The organism is Cellvibrio zantedeschiae (assembly GCF_014652535.1).
Classification (GTDB): domain Bacteria; phylum Pseudomonadota; class Gammaproteobacteria; order Pseudomonadales; family Cellvibrionaceae; genus Cellvibrio; species Cellvibrio zantedeschiae.
Window position 1 is genome coordinate 1,704,324 of record NZ_BMYZ01000001.1, and the last position, 20,797, is coordinate 1,725,120.

The 20,797-nt window shown below is 44.5% G+C and carries 19 protein-coding genes and 2 tRNA genes; 5 read left to right on the top strand and 16 right to left on the bottom strand.

All coding sequences use genetic code 11. The features are described from left to right. Positions 1-64: 64 nt before the first annotated feature. The 5 genes from zipA to IE104_RS07570 all read right to left on the bottom strand — a co-directional run bounded on the left by zipA (position 65) and on the right by IE104_RS07570 (position 8,056). Positions 65-1,132 (bottom strand): cell division protein ZipA, encoded by a 1,068-nt coding sequence (gene zipA, locus IE104_RS07550; protein WP_189417178.1) that lies wholly within the window; start codon positions 1,130-1,132, stop codon positions 65-67. A gap of 44 nt (positions 1,133-1,176) precedes the next feature. Further along, a complete protein-coding gene (gene smc, locus IE104_RS07555) occupies positions 1,177-4,686 on the bottom strand; it encodes a chromosome segregation protein SMC (protein WP_189417180.1) in 3,510 nt (1,169 codons plus the stop codon). Positions 4,687-4,963: 277 nt separating this feature from the next. Further along, the gene (locus tag IE104_RS07560) at positions 4,964-6,082 is read right to left on the bottom strand and encodes a Gfo/Idh/MocA family protein (protein ID WP_189417182.1); all 1,119 of its coding nucleotides are present in this window, start codon (positions 6,080-6,082) and stop codon (positions 4,964-4,966) included. 172 nt (positions 6,083-6,254) lie between these two features. Beyond that, a complete protein-coding gene (ccmI, locus tag IE104_RS07565; RefSeq protein WP_189417184.1) occupies positions 6,255-7,541 on the bottom strand; it encodes a c-type cytochrome biogenesis protein CcmI in 1,287 nt (428 codons plus the stop codon). Then, positions 7,538-8,056 carry a cytochrome c-type biogenesis protein gene (locus IE104_RS07570; RefSeq protein WP_189417185.1) on the bottom strand — a complete coding sequence of 173 codons (519 nt, stop codon included), beginning with the start codon at positions 8,054-8,056 and terminating at the stop codon, positions 7,538-7,540. Before IE104_RS07570 ends, ccmI begins: the two co-directional genes overlap by 4 nt. A 197-nt stretch (positions 8,057-8,253) precedes the next feature. Here IE104_RS07570 and IE104_RS07575 point away from each other — a divergent pair. Then, positions 8,254-8,329, top strand: a tRNA-Val gene (locus IE104_RS07575). Between the two features lie 50 nt (positions 8,330-8,379). Further along, positions 8,380-8,456 (top strand) — tRNA-Asp (locus IE104_RS07580). 56 nt (positions 8,457-8,512) lie between these two features. Here the strand turns inward: IE104_RS07580 and IE104_RS07585 are convergent. The 8 genes from IE104_RS07585 to ccmA all read right to left on the bottom strand — a co-directional run bounded on the left by IE104_RS07585 (position 8,513) and on the right by ccmA (position 14,210). Continuing rightward, entirely contained in the window at positions 8,513-8,653 is a 141-nt protein-coding gene (locus tag IE104_RS07585) for a hypothetical protein (protein ID WP_189417187.1), read from the bottom strand. A 174-nt stretch (positions 8,654-8,827) separates the two neighbouring features. Then, the gene (locus tag IE104_RS07590; protein WP_189417188.1) at positions 8,828-9,364 is read right to left on the bottom strand and encodes a DsbE family thiol:disulfide interchange protein; all 537 of its coding nucleotides are present in this window, start codon (positions 9,362-9,364) and stop codon (positions 8,828-8,830) included. Continuing rightward, positions 9,357-11,360: a heme lyase CcmF/NrfE family subunit gene (locus IE104_RS07595; RefSeq protein WP_189418371.1), complete on the bottom strand. Its 2,004-nt coding sequence runs from the start codon at positions 11,358-11,360 to the stop codon at positions 9,357-9,359. The genes IE104_RS07590 and IE104_RS07595 overlap by 8 nt, the downstream gene beginning before the upstream one ends. Positions 11,361-11,364: 4 nt before the next feature. After that, a complete protein-coding gene (gene ccmE / locus IE104_RS07600; protein WP_189417190.1) occupies positions 11,365-11,835 on the bottom strand; it encodes a cytochrome c maturation protein CcmE in 471 nt (156 codons plus the stop codon). 77 nt (positions 11,836-11,912) lie between these two features. After that, positions 11,913-12,104 carry a heme exporter protein CcmD gene (gene ccmD, locus IE104_RS07605; protein WP_189417191.1) on the bottom strand — a complete coding sequence of 64 codons (192 nt, stop codon included), beginning with the start codon at positions 12,102-12,104 and terminating at the stop codon, positions 11,913-11,915. Further along, entirely contained in the window at positions 12,101-12,859 is a 759-nt protein-coding gene (locus IE104_RS07610; RefSeq protein WP_189417193.1) for a heme ABC transporter permease, read from the bottom strand. The genes ccmD and IE104_RS07610 overlap by 4 nt, the downstream gene beginning before the upstream one ends. Positions 12,860-12,868: 9 nt before the next feature. Then, positions 12,869-13,549, bottom strand: coding sequence for a heme exporter protein CcmB (ccmB, locus tag IE104_RS07615; RefSeq protein ID WP_229837705.1), 681 nt, complete (start codon positions 13,547-13,549; stop codon positions 12,869-12,871). Then, positions 13,542-14,210 (bottom strand): cytochrome c biogenesis heme-transporting ATPase CcmA, encoded by a 669-nt coding sequence (gene ccmA / locus IE104_RS07620; RefSeq protein WP_229837707.1) that lies wholly within the window; start codon positions 14,208-14,210, stop codon positions 13,542-13,544. Before ccmA ends, ccmB begins: the two co-directional genes overlap by 8 nt. A 239-nt stretch (positions 14,211-14,449) precedes the next feature. On the opposite strand from ccmA, the gene fliK reads away from it, so the two are divergent. The 3 genes from fliK to IE104_RS07635 all read left to right on the top strand — a co-directional run bounded on the left by fliK (position 14,450) and on the right by IE104_RS07635 (position 17,596). Next, positions 14,450-16,378, top strand: coding sequence for a flagellar hook-length control protein FliK (gene fliK, locus IE104_RS07625; protein ID WP_189417197.1), 1,929 nt, complete (start codon positions 14,450-14,452; stop codon positions 16,376-16,378). Position 16,379: 1 nt separating this feature from the next. After that, entirely contained in the window at positions 16,380-16,667 is a 288-nt protein-coding gene (locus tag IE104_RS07630) for an EscU/YscU/HrcU family type III secretion system export apparatus switch protein (RefSeq protein ID WP_189417199.1), read from the top strand. A 65-nt stretch (positions 16,668-16,732) separates the two neighbouring features. Beyond that, positions 16,733-17,596: a sulfurtransferase gene (locus IE104_RS07635; RefSeq protein WP_229837709.1), complete on the top strand. Its 864-nt coding sequence runs from the start codon at positions 16,733-16,735 to the stop codon at positions 17,594-17,596. A gap of 46 nt (positions 17,597-17,642) precedes the next feature. Here the strand turns inward: IE104_RS07635 and IE104_RS07640 are convergent, their stop codons facing one another. The 3 genes from IE104_RS07640 to IE104_RS07650 all read right to left on the bottom strand — a co-directional run bounded on the left by IE104_RS07640 (position 17,643) and on the right by IE104_RS07650 (position 20,797). Next, positions 17,643-18,362 carry a hypothetical protein gene (locus IE104_RS07640; protein ID WP_189417201.1) on the bottom strand — a complete coding sequence of 240 codons (720 nt, stop codon included), beginning with the start codon at positions 18,360-18,362 and terminating at the stop codon, positions 17,643-17,645. A gap of 96 nt (positions 18,363-18,458) precedes the next feature. Continuing rightward, positions 18,459-19,886 (bottom strand): deoxyribodipyrimidine photo-lyase, encoded by a 1,428-nt coding sequence (phrB, locus tag IE104_RS07645; RefSeq protein ID WP_189417202.1) that lies wholly within the window; start codon positions 19,884-19,886, stop codon positions 18,459-18,461. Continuing rightward, positions 19,883-20,797 carry a MerR family transcriptional regulator gene (locus tag IE104_RS07650; protein WP_189417205.1) on the bottom strand — a complete coding sequence of 305 codons (915 nt, stop codon included), beginning with the start codon at positions 20,795-20,797 and terminating at the stop codon, positions 19,883-19,885. The genes phrB and IE104_RS07650 overlap by 4 nt, the downstream gene beginning before the upstream one ends.

The window sequence follows — 20,797 nt, forward strand, 5'->3', positions numbered from 1 at the left end:
CAAAAAACAAACAGGAAGATGCATTCACATTTTCCTGTTTTATCGACAATTAAAACGTTTGCGCTTACCGCGGACGACGAAACAACTTCTTACGTTCGAAATCACTAATACGCTGACGGCAATGCTCAAGTGTTTGACGAGTCATTGCACTGCGCTGCTCGTCTTTCAGTTCGCCGTGAAGCGTTTGTGAAATAGCCTGCGCAGTTTCAACCATTAAATCGAAGGATTGCATTGAGTCGGCATCGATTGGCAATGTCATAAATAAACTCACACCGGGCGTTGTAAATTCATCCATTGCGTCCAAATCAAAGGTGCCTGGCCTTACCATATTGGCCATGCTGAACAACAAAGCGCCCTCACCTTTGGTATCGCTGTAACGGTGGAAAATATCCATACTGCCGTAACGCAAGCCACATTTCAAAACGATGTCGAGCAAATCACTACCATTAAACATTTCGCCCTTAGGCGCCATTATATTAATGATTAAAACTTCTTCCGGTTCCGCTTGAGGCGCGGCCGCTTTAGTCTCTTCCTGCTCTACTTCTTCGTCGTAGTCATCTTCAGCATAATCTTCTTCGGAATCTTCATCCTCATCGAAGTCTTCTTCATAGTCTTCGTCATAATCGCCTTCATCTTCAGCGTAATCTTCGTCGTGTTCTGCGCGAAGCTGTTCTCCACCATCAAGATCTTCATCGTCCTGAGTAGAAAAACTTGGTTCTATACGGCCATGATCATCTGTATGCGCTTCGTAATGTTGTTCGTCTTGATGCTCTACGGACTCCATTAAAATAGGCACTGACTCATCAAGATTTAAACGTGCTTGTTCAGGCGTGCGATTCGCAATTTCTTCACGACGACGCTGCTCTTTTAACTCGCGAGCACTTAGCTTTCTGTCACGTTGTGGACGCTCAGATGGATCACGCACACCAACAACGCGCGCGCCGCCATTCGGTAATTCACTTAAATAACTGGGTGGCGCTTCGTTATTTGATTCATCTTCAAGAGCTGAATTCCGCAAACTTTTCTTTAAGTTGGGCGAAACATCAAGACGATTCTTATTCCGACGACGATAGCCATCAACCAAAATAATAATAATGAGAAGAACAATAACGCCGGTTAGCCAGTTGCTCATAAAGTTATCCGTATATTCAAATTGTTCTAGATAAATTCAATTAATTAGGAAGCAGCCAACTCTGCCGCTTCATCCACATCCACCGTTACCAAACGCGATACGCCAGGCTCATGCATAGTTACGCCGAGCAATTGGTGCGCCATTTCCATCGCATTTTTGTTGTGGGTAATATAAATAAATTGTACTTGCGATGACATCTCTTCAACCATGCGCGCGTAACGGCCCACGTTGGCATCATCGAGCGGTGCATCAACTTCGTCCAGCATACAGAAAGGTGCTGGATTCAAACGGAAAATCGAGAATACCAAAGCAATTGCAGTCAGCGCCTTTTCACCACCTGACAGCAAATGAATTGTGCTGTTACGCTTTCCTGGTGGGCGCGCCATAATTGTGATGCCGGTATCCAATAAATCCTCACCCGTTAATTCAAGATATGCATGACCACCGCCAAATACTTTGGGGAACAGCTCTTGCAAACTCTTATTTACTTGATCGAAAGTTTCTTTGAAACGCGTGCGCGTTTCGCGATCAATCTTGCGAATCGCGTTTTCTAAGGTTTCGAGAGCCTCATGCAAATCTGCGTTTTGCGCATCTAAATAATTTTTACGCTCGGATTCAGTTTTGTATTCGTCAATTGCGGCAAGGTTGATTGGACCCAAGCGAGTAATGCGACCCGCAATGGCTTCTAATTCTTCTTCAATGGGCTTGATTTCTGTCCCTTCCGGAATTTCTGCCAGAATGGTTTGCAGATTTAACTCATCTTCTTCCAATTGCTCAACAATCGCATTGCGCTGATCTTCAAAACGTTGCGCGGCCAATCGTTCTTGTTCCAGGTGCGCACGCACTGCCTGAACTTCTTGCTCAGCACGATTGCGGCCTTGCTCTGCATTGCGCAATTCATGTTCAACCGTTTCAAGGTTACGACGAGCTTCAGTCAATGCAGCTTCAACAGACAAACGTTTGCCGAGGTTTGCATCCAGCTCTAATTTGTATTCTTCAATTGGATCGCGGTTTTCACTGAGAGTTACAATTAGTTGTTCGCGACGCTCTTGCAAGCGTGCCGTCTGTTCGCGCAAACGGCCAATACCTAAACGAATACCATCCAATTGGGTTTTGAGCGATTGGAAACGCATTGCCAATTCGTGGGCTTTATCTTTATCGTGACGTGCGCGCTGACGCGCCTGATCAAGACCGGTACGAATATCATCGCGCTGTTGCAGCAACTCTTCACGCAAATCTGTATCTTGCCCCATCATCTCGATGGCTTCGCTCAAGATCATACGCGCTTCAGAAAGATGCTCGGCCTCTTGTTCAAGTTGTTCGCGCGCTTCGCGAATTTCATTTTCTGCGCGTTCGCGACGCATACTCACTTGTTCTACACGCACTTGTTTTGCAGACAACTGTGAACGTAACTCACCGTAACGACGACTTTGTTCGTCCGCTTCACGGCGCAACGTCTCGCGGTTTTGTTCGAAATCTTTGATTTGCTGGCGACCGTCTTCAAGTGCAGCACTTAAGCTTTCAACTTTTTCTTCTGCTTCTGCAATTTTTGCAGACAATTCTTCAATTTCTTGTTTGCGTGCAATTACACCCGAGCTTGCATCAGTATCGCGAGCTACACGCAACCAATGCGCACCAACCCAAACACCATCTTTAGTGATAACAGATTCGTTTGCAGATAATTGATTACGCAATTGCAATGCCGCTGGCAAATCTTCTGCGATATAAATGCCGCTAAGTACCCCGGCAACATCCCAATCTGCAGAAACTTTACTACTCAAGAGCGCAGCTTTATTTGCGTTGCTGGCAGAAGACTTTGCAGTGGTATCAAATAAAACCAATTCGCCTTGCGTTAGGTTTTCAATAACTGAAGTTACCGCATCCAAGCCTTTAACACAGACAGCTTGAAGAGTATTGCCAAGAACGGTTTCAAGTGCTTTATCCCAACCATCTTGTACTTTTACAGATTCTGCAAGGCGTGGTTGGTTTGTTAAATTTTGCGCCGCAAGCCATTGGGTAACGGCTTTATTTTTTTCGCCCAGCGCGGCTTGTTGCAATGCATCTAAAGATGCGTGACGACCGCGCATAGTTTGTAATTGGCTACGAACCTGATCCAACTCATTGCTTATACGCGTGTTGTCGTTACGACGCTGATCAAGTTGCTCAGTAATTGTTTCTACGCGATTGCGTTTTTCATCAGCAACCAAATCAAGCTCTGCAAGTTGCTCGGTAAGCTGGCCGATTTCTTCATCAACACCATCAATTTGCAAATTGGCTTTTTCTTCTTTGAGCTTTTCAATGCGCTGCAACAAACGCTGTTGTACTTGCTCAAGGTGTTGGATGCGGGATTGCTGAACTTCTGCTTTTTGACGTGGCTCGGATGCACGTTGGTTAAACGCATCCCATTCATTTTGCCAGCGCTGCATAGATTCTTCGGCATCTAGCAAAACTTCGTTTGAACCTTCTTCAGCAGCTTTCACCATTTCCAATTCAGGTTCGATGACCAAAAGCTCTTCTTCCCAACCTTCCGCTTTTTGCGCATCGATTAAAAGATTTTCTTCCGCTTCTTTGCAGTCGCGTTGCGTTTGGTCCAAATCACTTTGCAATTGGCGCGAACGCTCTTGCGCGTGGTGGATGGTTTGCTCAATACGTGCGATATCCGCACCAATCGCATAATAACGGCCTTGCACTTCATTGAACTTGTCGCCCATTTCCGTGTATTGGCTGCGGTATTTTTCAATTTGGGTGTCTTTGTTGACTTGATCCGTCACAAAAGATTCCATGCGCAATTCTAAATCGCGAATGGAAATTTGTTTGGCTTTGGCTTGCTCATCTAAAATCTGGAACTTTAGCGCTTGCAATTGCGCCTTCAGCAAACGCTCTTCTTTTTTGTATTCGGTAAATTTTTCAGCGGATTGTGCCTGGCGTTGCAAACGTGAAAGTTGGCGTTCCAATTCATCGCGAATATCAGTTAAACGCTCGAGGTTTTCCTGCGTGCGGCGCATACGACTTTCGGTGTCGCGGCGGCGCTCTTTGTATTTGGAAATACCGGCGGCTTCTTCGATGTAAACACGCAAATCTTCTGGCTTGGCTTCAATCAAACGGGAAATCATACCCTGTTCGATAATCGCATAACTGCGTGGCCCTAAACCGGTACCCAAGAAAATATCGGTAATGTCACGACGACGGCATTTAGTGCCGTTAAGGTAGTAGTGGTTTTGCGCATCGCGCGTTACTTTGCGCTTGATAGAAATTTCGGTGAATGCGGCGTATTCGCCTAACAAGGTGCCATCACTATTATCAAATACGAGTTCGATAGATGCCTGACCAACCGGCTTACGGCCACTGGAACCGTTAAAAATAACGTCGGTCATGTTTTCGCCACGCAGATTTTTGGCGGAAGATTCGCCCATTACCCAGCGCACAGCGTCAATAATATTGGATTTACCGCAACCATTGGGGCCGACAACAGCACACAAATTGCTGGGGAAGTTAACCGTAGTAGGGTCAACAAACGATTTAAAGCCTGCCAGCTTGATGCACTTTAGCCGCATAGTTCCGTGTCACTCTAGAATTCGTTGGGGTTTGAGCTGTAGTCGCTTGATTTCATTATTGTTTAAGCGGAAATCTGAGCGAAGCTATAACCTTCTAAAAGGCTGGATTCTACACGCTTGCGGGCAGCTTACGAAAGGCATTTGCGCCCAATTTGGGGCTAAAATGTGGAAACTTATGGAACTTGAGCAAATTTTACCCAAACAGGGAATTTTAGTGCGGCTGGATCTGGATAAGGATTAGCGGCCACTTGGAAGAAGCCACTAATCCTTCAAAATTTTACAGACTCAAAGGTACTTTTTTACCGGTCTTAACGGCGAGATAAATGGCATCGATAACTTTGAGATCTTTAAGCCCTTCTTCGCCATCAACCGGAAATACTGGTTTATTGTTGCCGAGAATGATCCCCGCCATTTCATCCATTTGCGTCGTTTGGTGCATGACGTGTGGGAAACTCAATTCGCCTTTGTTGGTGCGGGCCTTGATAGGCCCATAGCCAAACGCCGGGCGCAACTCTGCAAAGCCTTTATCACCGTTCAGTACAAATCGATCAAGGCTGATGTTGTAGCTGGTCACGCAACTTGCAATCGCGCCATTGGGGAAGCCGAGTTGGAATTGAATTGTTTCATCTACGCCTTCTTTAAACTTGGCGGGATTGGTTTTGGTCTCCTGCGCCGTAACCCAAACAGGTTCCTGGCCAACCATGTAGCGCGCGCCGTTGACAGCATAGATACCAACATCCATTAATGAGCCGCCGCCTGCAAGGGCTTTGTTGAGACGCCACTGGGTTGGATCACCAATTGGGAAACCGGTCCCACCCTCAAAAGATAATATGCGACCAAACTCGCCGCGGCTTCGCTGGTTAATAATCTCGACGGTATTAGGCTCAAAATGCATGCGGTAGCCAACCAGTAATTTCACATTGGCTTTTTTGCAGGCGTCGATCATTTCCTCACATTCTTTTGCATTTAAACCCATAGGTTTTTCGCAAATAACATGCTTGCCTGCTTTGGCAACGCGAATCACTTGATCGCGATGAAGTGCATTAGGAGTTATGACATAGACCGCATCAATATCCGGGTTATTTTTTATGTCATCGAAATTTTCGTAGTTGTAGCAGTTCTTTGCTGGAATATTGTACTTGCTTTGCCAAGTAGAAATTTTTGATGGAGTGCCGCTAATCACCCCAACGATTTTTGCCTTTTTACACGCTTGCATAGCTTCAGCCACACGCGAGCCGTAACTTCCAAGCCCCATAATCGCAACGCGCAATGGCGGGCCGTCGTAGGTTTGAGTATTGAGCCCGCTAGTAGCTGCATAGGCAGATACTTGCCCAGGTAAGTTTAGAATGATGAGAGACGCTGTAAGTTTTTGCAGAAAATCGCGACGAGAATTCATAATCAAAAAATCCTTATAGCTGAATGGCGTAAAGTGGAAGCAATAGATGACAACCAATCATCTATTGCATTTATGAACGCAAGAATTCCCTATTACGCTAGATCAATAAAAAATTGTCTAGCGTCTTTTCACAAAATAACCAATTTAAAAATTAACTAACAGTCGTCTAAATCTAGTTGGTTGAAACCTGTTCGTTAATCAGTAAATCAATTTTTTCTGGTATAGCAGCCATTGATACGGGGCCTTGCTTGGCAATCCAATCGCCCGGTTCAGCCTTGGCCGAGCCCGAAGGTGAAATGCGAGCAACAACTTCAATATCTGTCGCAGTCGCCAGGCTCGCTGCAGGTGACATAGCCATAGTCTCGTCAAGTTGAATGGTTGTAGGCAAATCGCTAACTTTGATACGAGCAATTGCTAAGGGCATTGGCGAACCTTGCCAAGCACGAGCGTAAATAAATACAACTTGATCTGAGGTAGCTTTAACCTTATCACCAAGGCTTACTGAAAGTTTTACAGCGTAAGCAGACCTGGATATTAGATCTTCTGCTTTACCGCCTTCTGCAATATAGGATTGTTTTGCCTTTTCTATCCCAGCCAACAAAGCGCGACGACCTTGCGAATCCGGGCTCAATAAATCAACAGATTTTTGCCAATAGCGAATCGTTGCGCGGTAATCTTTTTTACTGTACGCATCTATACCCAAGAGCCCTAAGGCCATAGTGTTTTTTGGGTCCAGCGCCAAAGCTTGTTTCGCCAAATCAACCGCTTCTGGCGTTGTTTTATTTCCATCGCGCAAAAATAAAGCTTGCGCCAATTCCGCCATAATCATTGCTGATTTGGAATCAAGCTCAAGCACACGCTGATAAGCCTTGGCACCCTCAGCAAAATTACCAACCTCCATTTGTGCGCGCGCTAACAAAAACCAGTATTGAACGTTATCTGGTTTTTGTTGCAATCGAGATTCAAACTCGGTGATTAATTGTTGGGCTCTGGCAGGATTCGGATCTTTATTTTGGATCATATCCTGATAATCAAGCTGCAATTTTTCCTGCTGTAAATTTTGGATGTATACATCAATTAAATTGCCGCGTTCACGGTAAAAGAAAACCCCGAACACCAACACAAGCACAGTGAATCCCACCGCAACTTTAACACCCAAACGCTGGGAAGATGGCAATTGCTGTGCGCGCAAGCTTGCTTCGTCAGCAAGCAGGTTACGCTCCAACTCTACTTTAAGAAGTGAGAACTCTTCGCTACTGATACTTTGAGCGGCCAGACTATTTTCCAACTCGCCAAGATGCTCGCGAAAAATCCTGACATTTTCTGCCAGACGACGCTCTGTTTCCGCCTGGGTAAGCGCAGCGCTATTTAGTGAATTTTTATATCGCCACAAAGGCCACAAGAAAAATGCCAAGGCAATAACCATTAATACAACGAGTGATGACCATAGACCTATCATGAACGCGGCTCCTCGTCGCTTTTGCTTTCTGTTTTTGTAACACTGGAACTCAAGAGATTTGCCAAACGGGCCTGTTCATCTGAATTTAAACTTTTACTAGTTACCTCAAGAGATAATTGGCGGCGACGGCGTATTATTAAAATTAATACCAAGGCACCAACAACCAGAATTACAAGAGGTGCGCTCCATAAAACATAAGTGGCTGGAGTAACTCGTGGGCGATACAAAATAAAATCACCGTAGCGCTCCACCATAAAATCAACAATCTCTTTATCTGATTTACCTAGTTTGATCATCTCGTAGATTTTGTGGCGCAGATCGGCAGAAATAGGTGAATCACTCCCCGCCAGATTTTGGTTTTGACATTTCGGGCAACGCATTTCCTGAATAAAACTTTGGTAACGTTGGCGATCAAGTTCATTATCAAACTCATGGGTTTCAATTGCCGCAAACGCATTGATTGTCGAAAATAACAACGCTAACAGCAGCAAAAATGTTTTAACTGAAAAGCCCATGACCCCACCCCGAAAAATTGATGGGCGAAGTATACCAAGAGTCGCGGGAACTCGTGAACAATTGCAGATGCGTTTGAAAAAACAGCGCAAGCGTTTGTTATTTAACCAAAAAATGATTTATTTGCAGAATTTAAAAAAATCTTTGAAAAAGTGGTTGACCAAATCTTCCAGATCATTAGAATGCGCGTCACCTCATCGGGCGGTTAGCTCAGTTGGTAGAGCAATGCCCTTACAAGGCATGGGTCACAAGTTCGAGTCTTGTACCGCCCACCACACTTACTCAAAAAGTAATTGTGTTCTCAACAAAAGGTTTCTTGTTTTGCGGACCGGTAGTTCAGCCGGTTAGAATGCCGGCCTGTCACGCCGGAGGTCGCGGGTTCGAGCCCCGTCCGGTCCGCCACTTACCTACCGAATTCGATTTTAAAAAGTCCCTACAAGGGACTTTTTTTATGCCTGTTATTTTTGCAGCCCGGCCTTTTCTGATGCCGCTACATCCTGCTTGATATGTTTGTAGGCGAAAACACCAATATAAGCTGCCATTACACAAATCAAAGCAACAATGATCAAACCAGACGCTACCACAGTATCAATATACATACATTTCTCCAGTTAAAAGACCCAGCGGTTGGGATGCTTTCAGTCTACAAAGACCAGCTTTGGGAGTATTGATGTAAATCAACTTAACAGGCTGTAGGCATTATCCATGTGCCCGATATGACAAAGCCCTGGTGCGATAGTCAAATGACCAGCACACCAGGGCTTTTGTTTGACTTATTTGTTCTCTAAGGCTTTGACTATCGGCAGAATGGTTTCAGTCCATACTTTTTGATTAACATCACCAATGTGTTTGTAGCGAATAACACCTTGTTTATCGATCACATAGGTCTCTGGCAAACCAAACACACCCAGATCCAATCCCAGCAACCCTTCCTCATCTACAACAATATCATCATAAGGATTGCCCAGCTCAGCGATCCAGCGCTTGGCGTCAGCCGTGTCATCTTTATGGTCAACGCCAACAATGTGCATGCCTTGTTTATTTAATTCGTTAAGAAAGGCATGTTCTTCACGACAAGTAACGCAGGTAGTTGACCACACATTTAACAAGGTCACTTTACCCTGCAGAATTTTTTCGTTACGGAATTCTTCCTGATTTACCAAACGGGGCAAAGAGAATTTAGGTACTGGTTTATTCAACAATGCTGACGGCATATCGTTGGGGTTTAACGATAGTCCACGCCAAAAAAAAGCGGCGAGCACAGCAAATATAATCAATGGAATAAATAATAAAGCACGCTGCTTATTCATGAGCTGCAACCTTCCCACTAGCGCCAGCCGATACAAAACTCGTTTCTTTCTGCTCAGCTTTCGCTTGTTGTTTGCGATAGCGTTTATCCGCTGCACCCAAGACTGCGCCAAACGCCATCATCAATGCGCCTAGCCAAATCCAACGCACAAAAGGCCTCACATGAACACGCATCGCCCAGGCTTTTTCAGCAACTGGCTCTCCCATTGCCACATAAAGGTCGCGAAAGAATCCGGGATTAATTGCAACTTCTGTCGTCATACTTGCGCGCGCGTAGTAACGGCGTTTTTGTGGGCGCATATCAGCTAAAGCTTTGCCTTTGTAATTTACAGTGATCAAAGCTTCATCTGCGGTATAGTTAGGGCCTTTAACTTGCTGCAAAGATTGCAGGGTAAATTCGTAATCCATAATTTTTGCGGTTTGATGTTCTTCCATGCGCAAATCACGTTCAGTGCTGTAAATGGTTGTGAAGGAAACACCTATTAAACTCACAGCAATACCCAAGTGCGCCAAAAGCATAGCGTAATAACTCAGGCTTAATTTTTTAACGCCTGCAAGGATAGAATTAGCGTGACGTAGACGATAAATAATGTCTGCAACTATGGCTGTTGCGATCCAGCTAGCGATAAAAACAGCCAAGGCGGCAAACCATTTGAATTCATCCGCGTACAACCACGGAATAAGAATGGCGGAAACCAAACTCAGCACCCAAGGCTTCCACAACAAACGCAATAATTGTTTTGGTTGGGTATGCTTCCAATTAGCAACCGGACCTAAGGCCATTAACAAACATAAGAGCCCCATTAAAGGCAGAAAGAAAAAATTAAAATAAGGCGGCCCAACGGAAATTTTTCCCCATCCCATTGCATCGGCGATCATGGGGTAAAGTGTTCCCAGCAAAACAGTCAGCATAACAACCAACAAAATAATATTGTTGCCCATCAACAAAGTTTCGCGTGAGAACCAACTAAAGCCTACTTCACTTTTTACTACAGGGGCACGGAAGGCATAAAGCACCAGCGAGCCACCAACCACAACCAATAAAAATCCGAGAATAAAAACACCGCGCGCTGGATCTGACGCAAACGCATGCACTGATGTCAGCAAACCGGAGCGAACAATAAAAGTTCCCAACAAGCTCAAGGAGAAAGTAAAAATAGCGAGCAGGATTGTCCAGTTTTTGAATAGGCTGCGTTTTTCTGTGACTGCAAGTGAATGAATTAAAGCAGTACCAACAATCCAAGGCATAAAGGAAGCATTTTCAACCGGGTCCCAAAACCACCAGTCACCCCAACCTAATTCGTAATAGGCCCACCAACTACCCAGCGCAATACCTACAGACAAAAATCCCCACGCCATAGTTGCCCATGGACGAGACCAGCGCGCCCAAGCGCTATCTAATCTGCCTGTTAGTAAAGCAGCGATGGCGAACGCAAATACCACACTAAAGCCAACGTACCCCATATATAAAATGGGTGGATGGATGATAAAACCAAAATCTTGCAAGGCCGGATTTAAATCGCCACCATCTTGCGGCGGAATTGGCAAAATGCGATCAAAAGGATTTGATGTCAGCAACATGAACGACAAAAATCCGATAGCAACAAAACCGAGCAGAGATAAAACACGCGCTTGCATATCAAGCGGTAAAGATTTACTAAAAATAGAAACCGCAAAAGTCCAACCGGACAACATTAAAACCCAAAGCAACAGTGAGCCTTCGTGACCACCCCAAACTGCACAGAGCTTGTAGTACCAGGGTAATAAGCTATTTGAATTGCTGGCAACATATTTGACGGAAAAATCATCATGCGCGAACGAATACGATAAACAATAAAACGCAATGGCAACAAAAATAAAAAAACCGGCGGCAAAAGAACGACTGGTGTGCATCAATAATTGATTGCCGTAATGTGCACCTATCATTGGCAACACGAATAACGCGATGCAAATGCAAAGTGCGAGCACCAGCGCAAAGTGACCTAGCTCCGGGACCATTAAACTAGGAACCATAATTCATCCCCTTACACACGGCTTGATCATTTTTGTGGTCATCGCCTTTATTCATGCTGGCAACTTCTGGTGGCGTATAGGTTTCGTCGTGCTTCGCCAAAACTTGCTCTGCGTTGAAAATACCTTTTTCATCGACTTTTCCATTAACAACAGCCGCTTCACCTTCTGCAAATAAATCGGGCAATATGCCAGAGAATTTAACGGGCACTTCAGCTATTCCATCGGTAAGAACAAATTTAATATCAAGACTGTCAGATGCGCGCACTACGCTGCCAGGCTTCACACAGCCACCGCCGCGAATAGCGCGATTGTGCGGCGCTTCACCACTGGCAATTTTACTAGGCGGATAAAAAAGATTAATGTTTTCACGCATGGCATAAACAATTAAGCCAATAGCGATGCTGCTGAACACCACGCCAGCTATTACTAAAATCAAACGCTGCTTACGTACTGGATGCATAAATAATTTCTATAAAAAAGTTTTAATCATTCCCAAGGGGTAGCAGCATTTGGTGCCGGATTTCCCCTGACATCGACTCAAGGTGAACTGGGATCTTTCTGCAAGTGTTGCCATTTTTTTTGCTGCTTCAAAAATGCCTTTTTTTGAATTAAAGGACTAACAGTCAAATAAATTAAAATTCCGTACACAATCGCATAGGCGGTCCACACAAAAACTCCATGACCATCCATATGAGCAAATGCCGCTAGCGAATCAAATTGAAATTTCATGAGCGCGCGCCTTCTTCCTTACCCAACACAATATCTTTAACCCACTGGGTGCGACTTTCACGACGTAAAATTTCGGTGCGGGTATATAAAATTAACACCAGGGTAAAGAATATGTAGAAGGCAATAATCATGACAAATAGAGGGTACAACATCGACGGAGCAATTGTAGATTTACCAACGATTTTAAGCGTTGCAGGTTGATGCAGCGTGTACCACCAATCAACAGATTTATAAATAATGGGGATGTTGACCATGCCTACCAATGCCAAAATTGCGCTTGCTCTGTCTGCTGTATCACGGTTTTGAAACGCTTGTTGCAAGGCAATAGCACCAAGATATAAAAAACTTAAAATCAAATAGGATGTTAAACGCGCGTCCCATTCCCACCAGGTTCCCCAAGTCGGTTTGCCCCAAATAGAACCCGTCGCCAACACCACAATGGTTAAACCTAATCCAATCGGTGCACAGGCTTTCATAACCATAAAGGGCAATTTCATTTTCCAAATGAGGCCTACAGCGCCTGAAATGGCCATGAGGTAATAACAACTCATTGAGACGTAAGCGACCGGCGCATGTATATACAAAATGCGAAAGCTATTGTGTTGTTTTGCATCTTCGGGCGCAAAAGCGAGCCCCCAAACACCGCCAATAAGTAGCAGGCCCCAAGCAGAAACCATAAGCCAGGGTAGCCACGCATTGGTTTTTTCGTAAAACCAGCGCGGTGACCCTAAACGATGAAACCATTGCCAATTCATAAGAATCCTCTAACCATTCACACTCACCCGCAGAGCCCCAGCTGCTGCGAGTGGGGCCAATACCAAAGCGATGGCCAAACCTGCCCCGAGCACAGCAAGCTGCATAGTATACGCCTCGCCCAATGCCGCAGTTTGAACCGCACTGGCACCAAAAATTAAAATAGGGATATAAAGCGGCATAACAATCAGCGAGATCAACACCCCGCCCTTGCGCAATCCGACGGTAAGCGCTGCACCTATTGACCCTATCAAGCTCATAGCTGCGGTACCCAGCACCAAAGACAAAACCAGCGCCCCAAAAGCTTTCTCAGGCAATGACAACATAACGCCCAACAAAGGCGCCATTAACGTCAGCGGTAAACCTGTTGCCAACCAATGAACAAACACTTTGGCAGCTACGGCCAAGGATAAGGGATAAGGTGAAATCAATAATTGTTCAAGGGAGCCATCATCAAAATCACTGCGAAACAAATTATCGAGTGACAGAAGTGTCGCCAATAATGCCATCACCCAGATAATACCCGGAGCTATACGCATTAAAACCGCTTTTTCCGGCCCTAACGCAAGCGGAATCATGGTGATGGCGATCAGAAAGAACACTAATGGGTTGACCATATCGCCCCGGTTACGAAACGCCAGGGTTAGATCACGTTTAAGCGTTGCGAGAAACAATGAAGATGGCTCAGCCATAGGCGGCATCCTCTCGCACAGAGTGGCCAAGCGCAGGAAAGTTCTGCAAATCCAACAATTGTAGATCCGGGAGCTTTATATCTTGATGTGAAGTAACCAATACCAAACCGCCGGATTGGGCATGGGCCGCCAGGCGAGCCTCCAATTGGGCAACACCGGATTTATCCAACGCAGTGAATGGTTCATCCAAAATCCAGACTTTAGCGCGACTAAACTCCAGGCGCGCCAAGGCCACTCGACGCAACTGCCCCGCGGATAAGCGATAAGAAGGCGTATCTTCGTAGCCTGCCAACTGAACTTGCGCCAAGGCAGCGATCAAAACCTGATCATCCGTCACCCCTTGGCTGGCAGCGTACCAACGGAGATTTTCCAAAGGGGTCAAGGATTTTTTGATGCCGGCTAAATGGCCCAGGTAGAGAAGATCACTTGCGTATTCCCAGCGAGCTTTCGATATCTCCTTCCCTTGCCATTCAATCTGACCGTGGAAGTCCTGTGTTACTCCCGCCAATATGCGCAGTAAGGTAGTTTTGCCGCTGCCATTTGGCCCAAGGATTTGCACCATCTGCCCTGCATAAAAGCGTGCGTTGAGCTGGGCGAACAAAAAACGTTCGTCGCGCTCGCAAGCCAAATTACGCAGTTCTAGCAGAGGTATCGCAGCCAAGGAAATAATCCAACCGATATTAAGGAACCAGCGTTATTTTCAGCGGTTCAAGAGAAGAGCTCAGGATTTCCATCCAGAGGTCGCTATAATCTAAGAATCTTTAATGCCCAAGAGCAATTTGCCGGGCGATTATAGCCGCAGCCCCCACGTCTTTCACGCCTTATTAATGACCGGGGTCAAAGATATGTAAAGAAATTGAAAGAAATCCAACCTTCTCCTTTACCGGATAAAAGCCGAGCATGGATATAACCAATATTCCCCAAAATCTGATTAAAGCGCTGGAACAAAAAAGCACCGAGCAACTCGCTGTTTTGAGCCGCGTTTTAAATTTGGTTTTGGGGAAAACAGTTATGGCCAGCGTTGTATCAACAGCACCGGTTACTGCTGCAGAACGCGAAGAATTATTAAAGCAGACCTCAGCCGCGTTAACACAACTCAATCAACAAGCTGTTGGAAAATTAACACCTGCAATCAAAAATGAAATTGCACGTTTACTGCAACAACAACAGCTTATTCAATCGCCGGAATTAAAATGGATTAATCTGGTGGTTAATAATCGACCGCTGCTAACTTATAGCGATAGGCCGATAACTACAGGACAAAGCATTCCCATACAATTGCAGAGCCCCCAAAAACTGGTGCTATTGGATTTGCCGGGCGCGGATGCTGTTGACTTGGTTGCTGACTCAGCTCCCACTAAAAACTTAATGCCACCCACAACATCTACTGCCAGCAATACGGTTACTGCCCCACAGCCAACAAATACCAAAACAGCCCAAACAGTTACTGATTTAGTGAAATCAACTGTTGCTGAATTAACTAAAGCAGAATTAACTAACAAAACCTCACCGACGCCTGGCACAGAAAAAAATTTAACAACCCTGGTAAAAGAATCCGTTGCATCAAATCTAGTATCGCCAGATAGCGAACAAACTAAACCGCTACCGGAAAAAATATTAACAACCACACCACAAACAGATGCAGCCACTAAAAATCTGCAACAACACAAAATAAATCTCTACAACACAAATGATCTTCCTTTAAAGCTATCAACAAAAACAGACATTAAACACAGTAACAGCGAAACTATTTCAGCCAAAGCTATTGTGAGCGAACAATTGCGTAATCTTTTGCCGCATAGGGACACACCTGATAGTTTGCTCTCAGCGGTTTTACAATTGCAAAAAATGCCCGCAACAGCCAGAGCAGAGCTGTTTCCGCCAAGTGTTGAACAAGCATTAAAGAGCATTGCAGCGAAAATTCGTTCACCAGAACAACTTGCGCAACCCAAAGTCATGGCCCAAACCTTAAAAGATTCCGGAGTATTTTTTGAGAGCAAGCTTAATGAGCAGGCAACAAAAGAAAGCCCCACTGCAAATACTAGCCACAAATTAAGCAACACTTATTCACAAGACTTAAAAGGCTCACTGTTAACGCTATTAAATCGAACCACACAAGAATTAAGCGGCAATAGCAAACCCATCTCAAGCGAACAAACTTTACGATTATTTCAAAATTTGGGAAGCACTCCATTCTTTCACCAAACACCGGGAGCTTCGCTTAACCTGAACAGTAAGCATGATGCTAGCCAAGTGCTGGGAATGTTTATTCAAGAATTAATGCAAAAGCCCGTAAAAGAATTATCTAACAAAGAACTGCGATCGCAACTTTTAGTGTTGTTGCAACAACACAGTTTGCATAGCTTGGCAAAAATCCAGTTACAACAATTGCACAGTGTGAATCATGAGTTGGAAACTAAAGACACCAACGCACCGAGCACTTCCTGGCAGCTGGAAATTCCCGTCAAGCATCATAACGATGTTCAGCAAGTGCACTTACGAATCGACCGTGAATGGATCGACGAAAAAAAGGAATCAGAGCCCGAAAGAGCAGCCACAAAAATAAAACAATGGTCGGTGACCTTGCGATTTGATTTACCTACACTCGGCGAATTTTGCGCGCAGCTGGCGATAGTCAATACACAAGTGAGTGCAACCTTATGGGCAGCACGGGAAAAAACTTTTACTGAAGTTCGCGAACATCTTGAGGGTTTGCGTAAGCAACTGGAAAATGAAGGCATTAACGTAAAATATCTTCAGTGTATGCGTGGAATGCCTCCTCAAAAGCCAATGGCACTTAGCTATTCCTTAATTGATATTTCAACCTGATATGACAGCCGATAATAAAATTCAAAAAGCCGTCGCTCTTTTTTATGACGGTAAAAGTACACCCACTGTTACAGCCAAAGGCACAGGCGCGGTAGCAGATAACATTATTGCCATTGCGGAGCAGCACGGGGTACCGCTATGCGATAACAGTGCATTAGTGGAGTTGCTTGTACAGTTGGAGCTGGGTGATGAAATCCCGGAGACACTCTATTTGGCCGTTGCCTACATCATCGCTTTTGCCTATCAACTCGAAGGAAAGGAACCGGAAGCTTGGACAAAAGGCGAATAATTTAGAATAAAAACTTAAAAAACTGTTCAAATTGCTAATTTCTCCCTTCACAGCATCAGGGAATAATGCCAACATCGGCACAATATTCAACCAACCACTATCAATTTATGCATCCTTCGTTAATTTCTGCCAGTGAACTGCAAGCGCAATTGAATAAAGCAATTGTTGTATTAGATTGCCGTTTCAATTTGATGGACAAAACACAAGGCCTTACCCTTTACCGCCAAGGTCATATTCCGGGTGCATTTTATATTGATCTGGAACGCGATCTTTCTTCGGCAGTACAGACTCACGGAGGTCGTCATCCGCTTCCCGATTTCGAACGTTTGCAGGAAAAATGGCGTAGCGTCGGCATTAACCAACACACAACTGTTGTCGTTTACGACGATTCACGCATGGCTTATGCCGCACGTGCCTGGTGGTTATTGAAATATATGGGGCATGCAGATGTACGTATTTTGGATGGCGGATTTAACGCATGGGTGGCCAATAAGGGCGCTATAGACAGACGCGAACCTGCAGCGAAATCGGGTGGTTTCAAAATGGACTTGCAGGCAAACAAAACCGTAAATAGGGATACTATTCTTGAAGAGAGTTCGCTCACCTTAATCGACTCCCGCGAACCGCGTCGTTTTCAGGGTTTGGAAGAACCTATAGATCCCGTTGCAGGTCATATCCCCAAGGCGCTGAATTTTTTCTGGCAAGACGTAAGTGATGATAAAGGATTAGTTAAATCGCTTGATTTGCAAAAAGCTCATTGGAGCAATTTACCTACCACGGAAAATCTTGCGGTTTATTGTGGATCTGGAGTGACTGCTTGCGTAAATATTTTTTCACTTCACTTGTGTGGAATAGACGCAAAACTTTATCCAGGCAGCTGGAGCGATTGGTGTAGCTACTTGCCGCAAACTACTGCTTCGCACTCATAATAAAAAAAAAGCGCCAAGGCGCTTTTTTTCTACGTGACACTCCATACTAAAAATATTCATATTCGATGCGGACATCCCACGCCTCACCACTTTCGTTGTCAATATTAGCGCGCCCTTGATAGCGCATTAAATATTGCCCATCGGGCTCATAAGCGTAGTGCATGGGCTCGGTAAATATCGACGATAATTTATTTGCAGTATCTACCCGAAAATATTTCCAGGTTTCGCCTGCGCCTTTATAAGCCAAAGGTGAAACACTGGCATCAACTTCTTTAATAACAAATTTTTCAATACCTAAATGACGCGCGTCAGCTACTTCGAATTCAATTTTTTTACCGGCAGTCAGCTTGGGCCATTGTTGCTGGATAAACGAGTCAACACCGGCGTCTATAATTAGCTTGGAAGTCTCGTAAAGTGTTTTGGTTTGGGAGTTGCCTTTTGTCCGATGCGTTAAGAGGAGCCTGCCAGCATCAAATACGGCAGAAACAGTTTCGTCATCGCGCTCATCATCCAATACAAAACCTGGCTGGAAAACTTCTGTTGAATAATTTAACGTCTTACGCGCAAATATAACGCCATCGGGTTTGGCATAATTCACCTGGACTTCTTTATTTTCATCGAGCCCCGTAATTAATTCCCTATAGGCCAGCTTTCCCGTCTTTAGATTAAAAGCCTTTCCAGAAACAAGGTAACCATCGTTAGCAAGGGACGATACCGAAAAGCCAAGCAGTACCACGACCACGGCAAACACGCGCAGAGAAAACATAGTGAAAAGCCTCTTTAACTTTCAAAAATCAAAACCTGTCGAACTCAGCATAGAGTATAAATGCCGGAATTTTATTTGTATCCTGTTACGACATATTCAAGGCTTTAGCGCAGAAAATAATGCGATAGTTTCTTTGCGACTGAGCGATAAATTAACAATGGGTAGCGGGTAGCCAGGTGTAGGCGGTGGATTATGAATCACCTTTGAAGGTACCTTCGCGAGTGCTGGTAAATAGGTTTTAATAAAAGCACCCTCAACGTCAAATCGTTGTGACTGACTGACCGGATTAAAAATCCGGAAATAAGGTGCCGCGTCTGTACCTGTGGAAGCACTCCACTGCCAACCGCCATTGTTCGCTGCAAAATCCCCGTCAATTAACTCGCTCATAAAATAGCGTTCCCCCATACGCCAATCGATTTGCAAATTTTTGGTCAGGAACATAGCAACAACCATACGTAACCGGTTATGCATCCAGCCAGTTTTTTTTAGTTGCAACATAGCCGCGTCCACTATGGGAATTCCGGTTTCCCCATCGCACCATGCTTTAAATAATGTGTGATCGTAGCGCCACGGAAAAGCTTCCGTATGCTTTTGCATAGCTTTGAATTTACACACGTATGGAAAATCAACCACTACGTGCTGATAAAAATCCCGCCAAATCAATTCACCGATCCAGGTTGTCACTCCAGGATTACCAGAATCCAACTCTCCCTGATTTGCTTGCAAAGCCGCAGCAATACATTGACGCGGTGATATGGAACCAATCGCCAGGTAGGGAGACAATTGCGATGTACCCTCAAGATCTGGAAAATCACGATCAACATGATAATCAGCAATATGTTGCTTAATAAATTGCTTTAACCGACTACTTGCTTCTTTTTCACCTGCGGGCCACAAAGCAGACAAATCACGCAAGTCTAAGCCTTTAAACAAATCGTTTAAGGCTTTATCACTCATCACAACAATAGGCTGTTCCGGTTGCCGCTTTGGCTTCTTCAAAGGCTGAAGCTGTAACACCCTCGCCTGCTTAAGCCAATTATTTTTAAAGGCGGTAAAAACTTTGTAAGGCTCATCTTTACCGTTTCGAATCATACCCGGTGGAATAATAACGCGATCATGAAAACGCTTTACTTTTACTGCATCAGTACGCAAAGCTTCCGACACCTGTTTGTCGCGGTTAAACTCATCCCACGGATATTCTGCGTTAAAAAACAATTCTTCAATATGATGTGTTTTAATCAATTGTTGAAAATGCGGAATAATTTCCAGCGCGCTATCCAGATTAATTACCAGCAATGGAATATTGAGAGCTGCAAGATCACTTTTTAAGAGTAAAAGATGACGCCGAATAAAATCTATTCGCGCTGGAGCAACACAGTGGTTTTGCAACATATCACGACAGATAAAATAAACTGCCAACACACCTTGCTGATCTTCTGCTGCATGAAACAGAGCCGGGTTGTCGTGAACACGAAGGTCGTTTCTAAACCAGACTATTCTGTAAAATTTTCCCTGTATCTTCATAGCTCAACCTGAATGGTTTCAGTATCAGCAGGAAAAATGCTATTCAGTGCAGAAAACACTGTCTGCAATCCGGCTTTTCGAACAATGTGTAAATAAGCGGTAGACTCCGCATTTATCGCAAGCGCAACGCTGCCACCCACAAGAATAGGCACTGATATTTTTTGCACTAATTGTTGAAGCGAGTTTTGGAAGTCCGCCAGACTTGAACAAGTTTCGTTATAAACAACAATAGCATCTAGATTGAGTTGTTTTACTGCAAAAACGATTTCGCTAGCGGTGGTTAACCCAATTAATTCACTCTGGAATTGTTGGCTAGTGAGCCCGTAATGTAAGAGCACATTGAGCAATGAATTGTTTTCCGCCGTTAGCTGAACAATAGCAACTCGATTTCGTTTCGATTGCTGGCGCTGATGTTGTGTCAGCATCATCAGATATTCTGATAAGCGATTCGTTAAAATTGATTTTTTAATGGCATTACCATAAATATCATCACTTAAACTATCCAGAGCGGGAATGATCAATTGGTCTGCTATCAAATCAGTAGGGTACACCGAAAATAATTGGTTGAACCAGGCATCCAGTTTCCCCAAATTAAGTTCAGACATTAGCGATAACAATTCAACCAAATAGCTGTGCCAGATATTTTCAAGGCTTAGCTCATAAGAAAATTGGTTTGAATCCAACAGTTCACTGACCTTTCCAATCGCTAAGCCACGCGCAAGCCAAACCTGAATTTTTTTAACAAGCTCAACATCTTCACGACGATAAAGGCGATGTCCTTTGTGTGTACGAAGTGGTTTAATCAAACCGTAACGACGCTCCCACGCACGCAGCGTTACGCTATTAACACCCGTTAAGCGCGATATTTCCCGAATCGGTATTGCAGCTGTTGTCCTTTGATTATCGTTCAT

Excerpts from the sequence above, each read along its gene's own strand:
- IE104_RS07560 (WP_189417182.1), bottom strand. The coding sequence starts at position 6,082 with ATGAATTCTCGTCGCGATTTTCTGCAAAAACTTACAGCGTCTCTCATC.
- phrB (WP_189417202.1), bottom strand. The coding sequence starts at position 19,886 with ATGAAGATACAGGGAAAATTTTACAGAATAGTCTGGTTTAGAAACGAC.
- IE104_RS07635 (WP_229837709.1), top strand. The coding sequence starts at position 16,733 with ATGCCAACATCGGCACAATATTCAACCAACCACTATCAATTTATGCAT.
- IE104_RS07595 (WP_189418371.1), bottom strand. The coding sequence starts at position 11,360 with ATGGTCCCGGAGCTAGGTCACTTTGCGCTGGTGCTCGCACTTTGCATT.
- fliK (WP_189417197.1), top strand. The coding sequence starts at position 14,450 with ATGGATATAACCAATATTCCCCAAAATCTGATTAAAGCGCTGGAACAA.
- zipA (WP_189417178.1), bottom strand. The coding sequence starts at position 1,132 with ATGAGCAACTGGCTAACCGGCGTTATTGTTCTTCTCATTATTATTATT.
- IE104_RS07650 (WP_189417205.1), bottom strand. The coding sequence starts at position 20,797 with ATGAACGATAATCAAAGGACAACAGCTGCAATACCGATTCGGGAAATA.
- ccmD (WP_189417191.1), bottom strand. The coding sequence starts at position 12,104 with ATGAAATTTCAATTTGATTCGCTAGCGGCATTTGCTCATATGGATGGT.
- IE104_RS07585 (WP_189417187.1), bottom strand. The coding sequence starts at position 8,653 with ATGTATATTGATACTGTGGTAGCGTCTGGTTTGATCATTGTTGCTTTG.
- IE104_RS07610 (WP_189417193.1), bottom strand. The coding sequence starts at position 12,859 with ATGAATTGGCAATGGTTTCATCGTTTAGGGTCACCGCGCTGGTTTTAC.
- smc (WP_189417180.1), bottom strand. The coding sequence starts at position 4,686 with ATGCGGCTAAAGTGCATCAAGCTGGCAGGCTTTAAATCGTTTGTTGAC.
- IE104_RS07570 (WP_189417185.1), bottom strand. The coding sequence starts at position 8,056 with ATGGGCTTTTCAGTTAAAACATTTTTGCTGCTGTTAGCGTTGTTATTT.
- IE104_RS07590 (WP_189417188.1), bottom strand. The coding sequence starts at position 9,364 with ATGAATAAGCAGCGTGCTTTATTATTTATTCCATTGATTATATTTGCT.
- IE104_RS07640 (WP_189417201.1), bottom strand. The coding sequence starts at position 18,362 with ATGTTTTCTCTGCGCGTGTTTGCCGTGGTCGTGGTACTGCTTGGCTTT.
- ccmB (WP_229837705.1), bottom strand. The coding sequence starts at position 13,549 with ATGGCTGAGCCATCTTCATTGTTTCTCGCAACGCTTAAACGTGATCTA.
- ccmE (WP_189417190.1), bottom strand. The coding sequence starts at position 11,835 with ATGCATCCAGTACGTAAGCAGCGTTTGATTTTAGTAATAGCTGGCGTG.
- ccmI (WP_189417184.1), bottom strand. The coding sequence starts at position 7,541 with ATGATAGGTCTATGGTCATCACTCGTTGTATTAATGGTTATTGCCTTG.
- IE104_RS07630 (WP_189417199.1), top strand. The coding sequence starts at position 16,380 with ATGACAGCCGATAATAAAATTCAAAAAGCCGTCGCTCTTTTTTATGAC.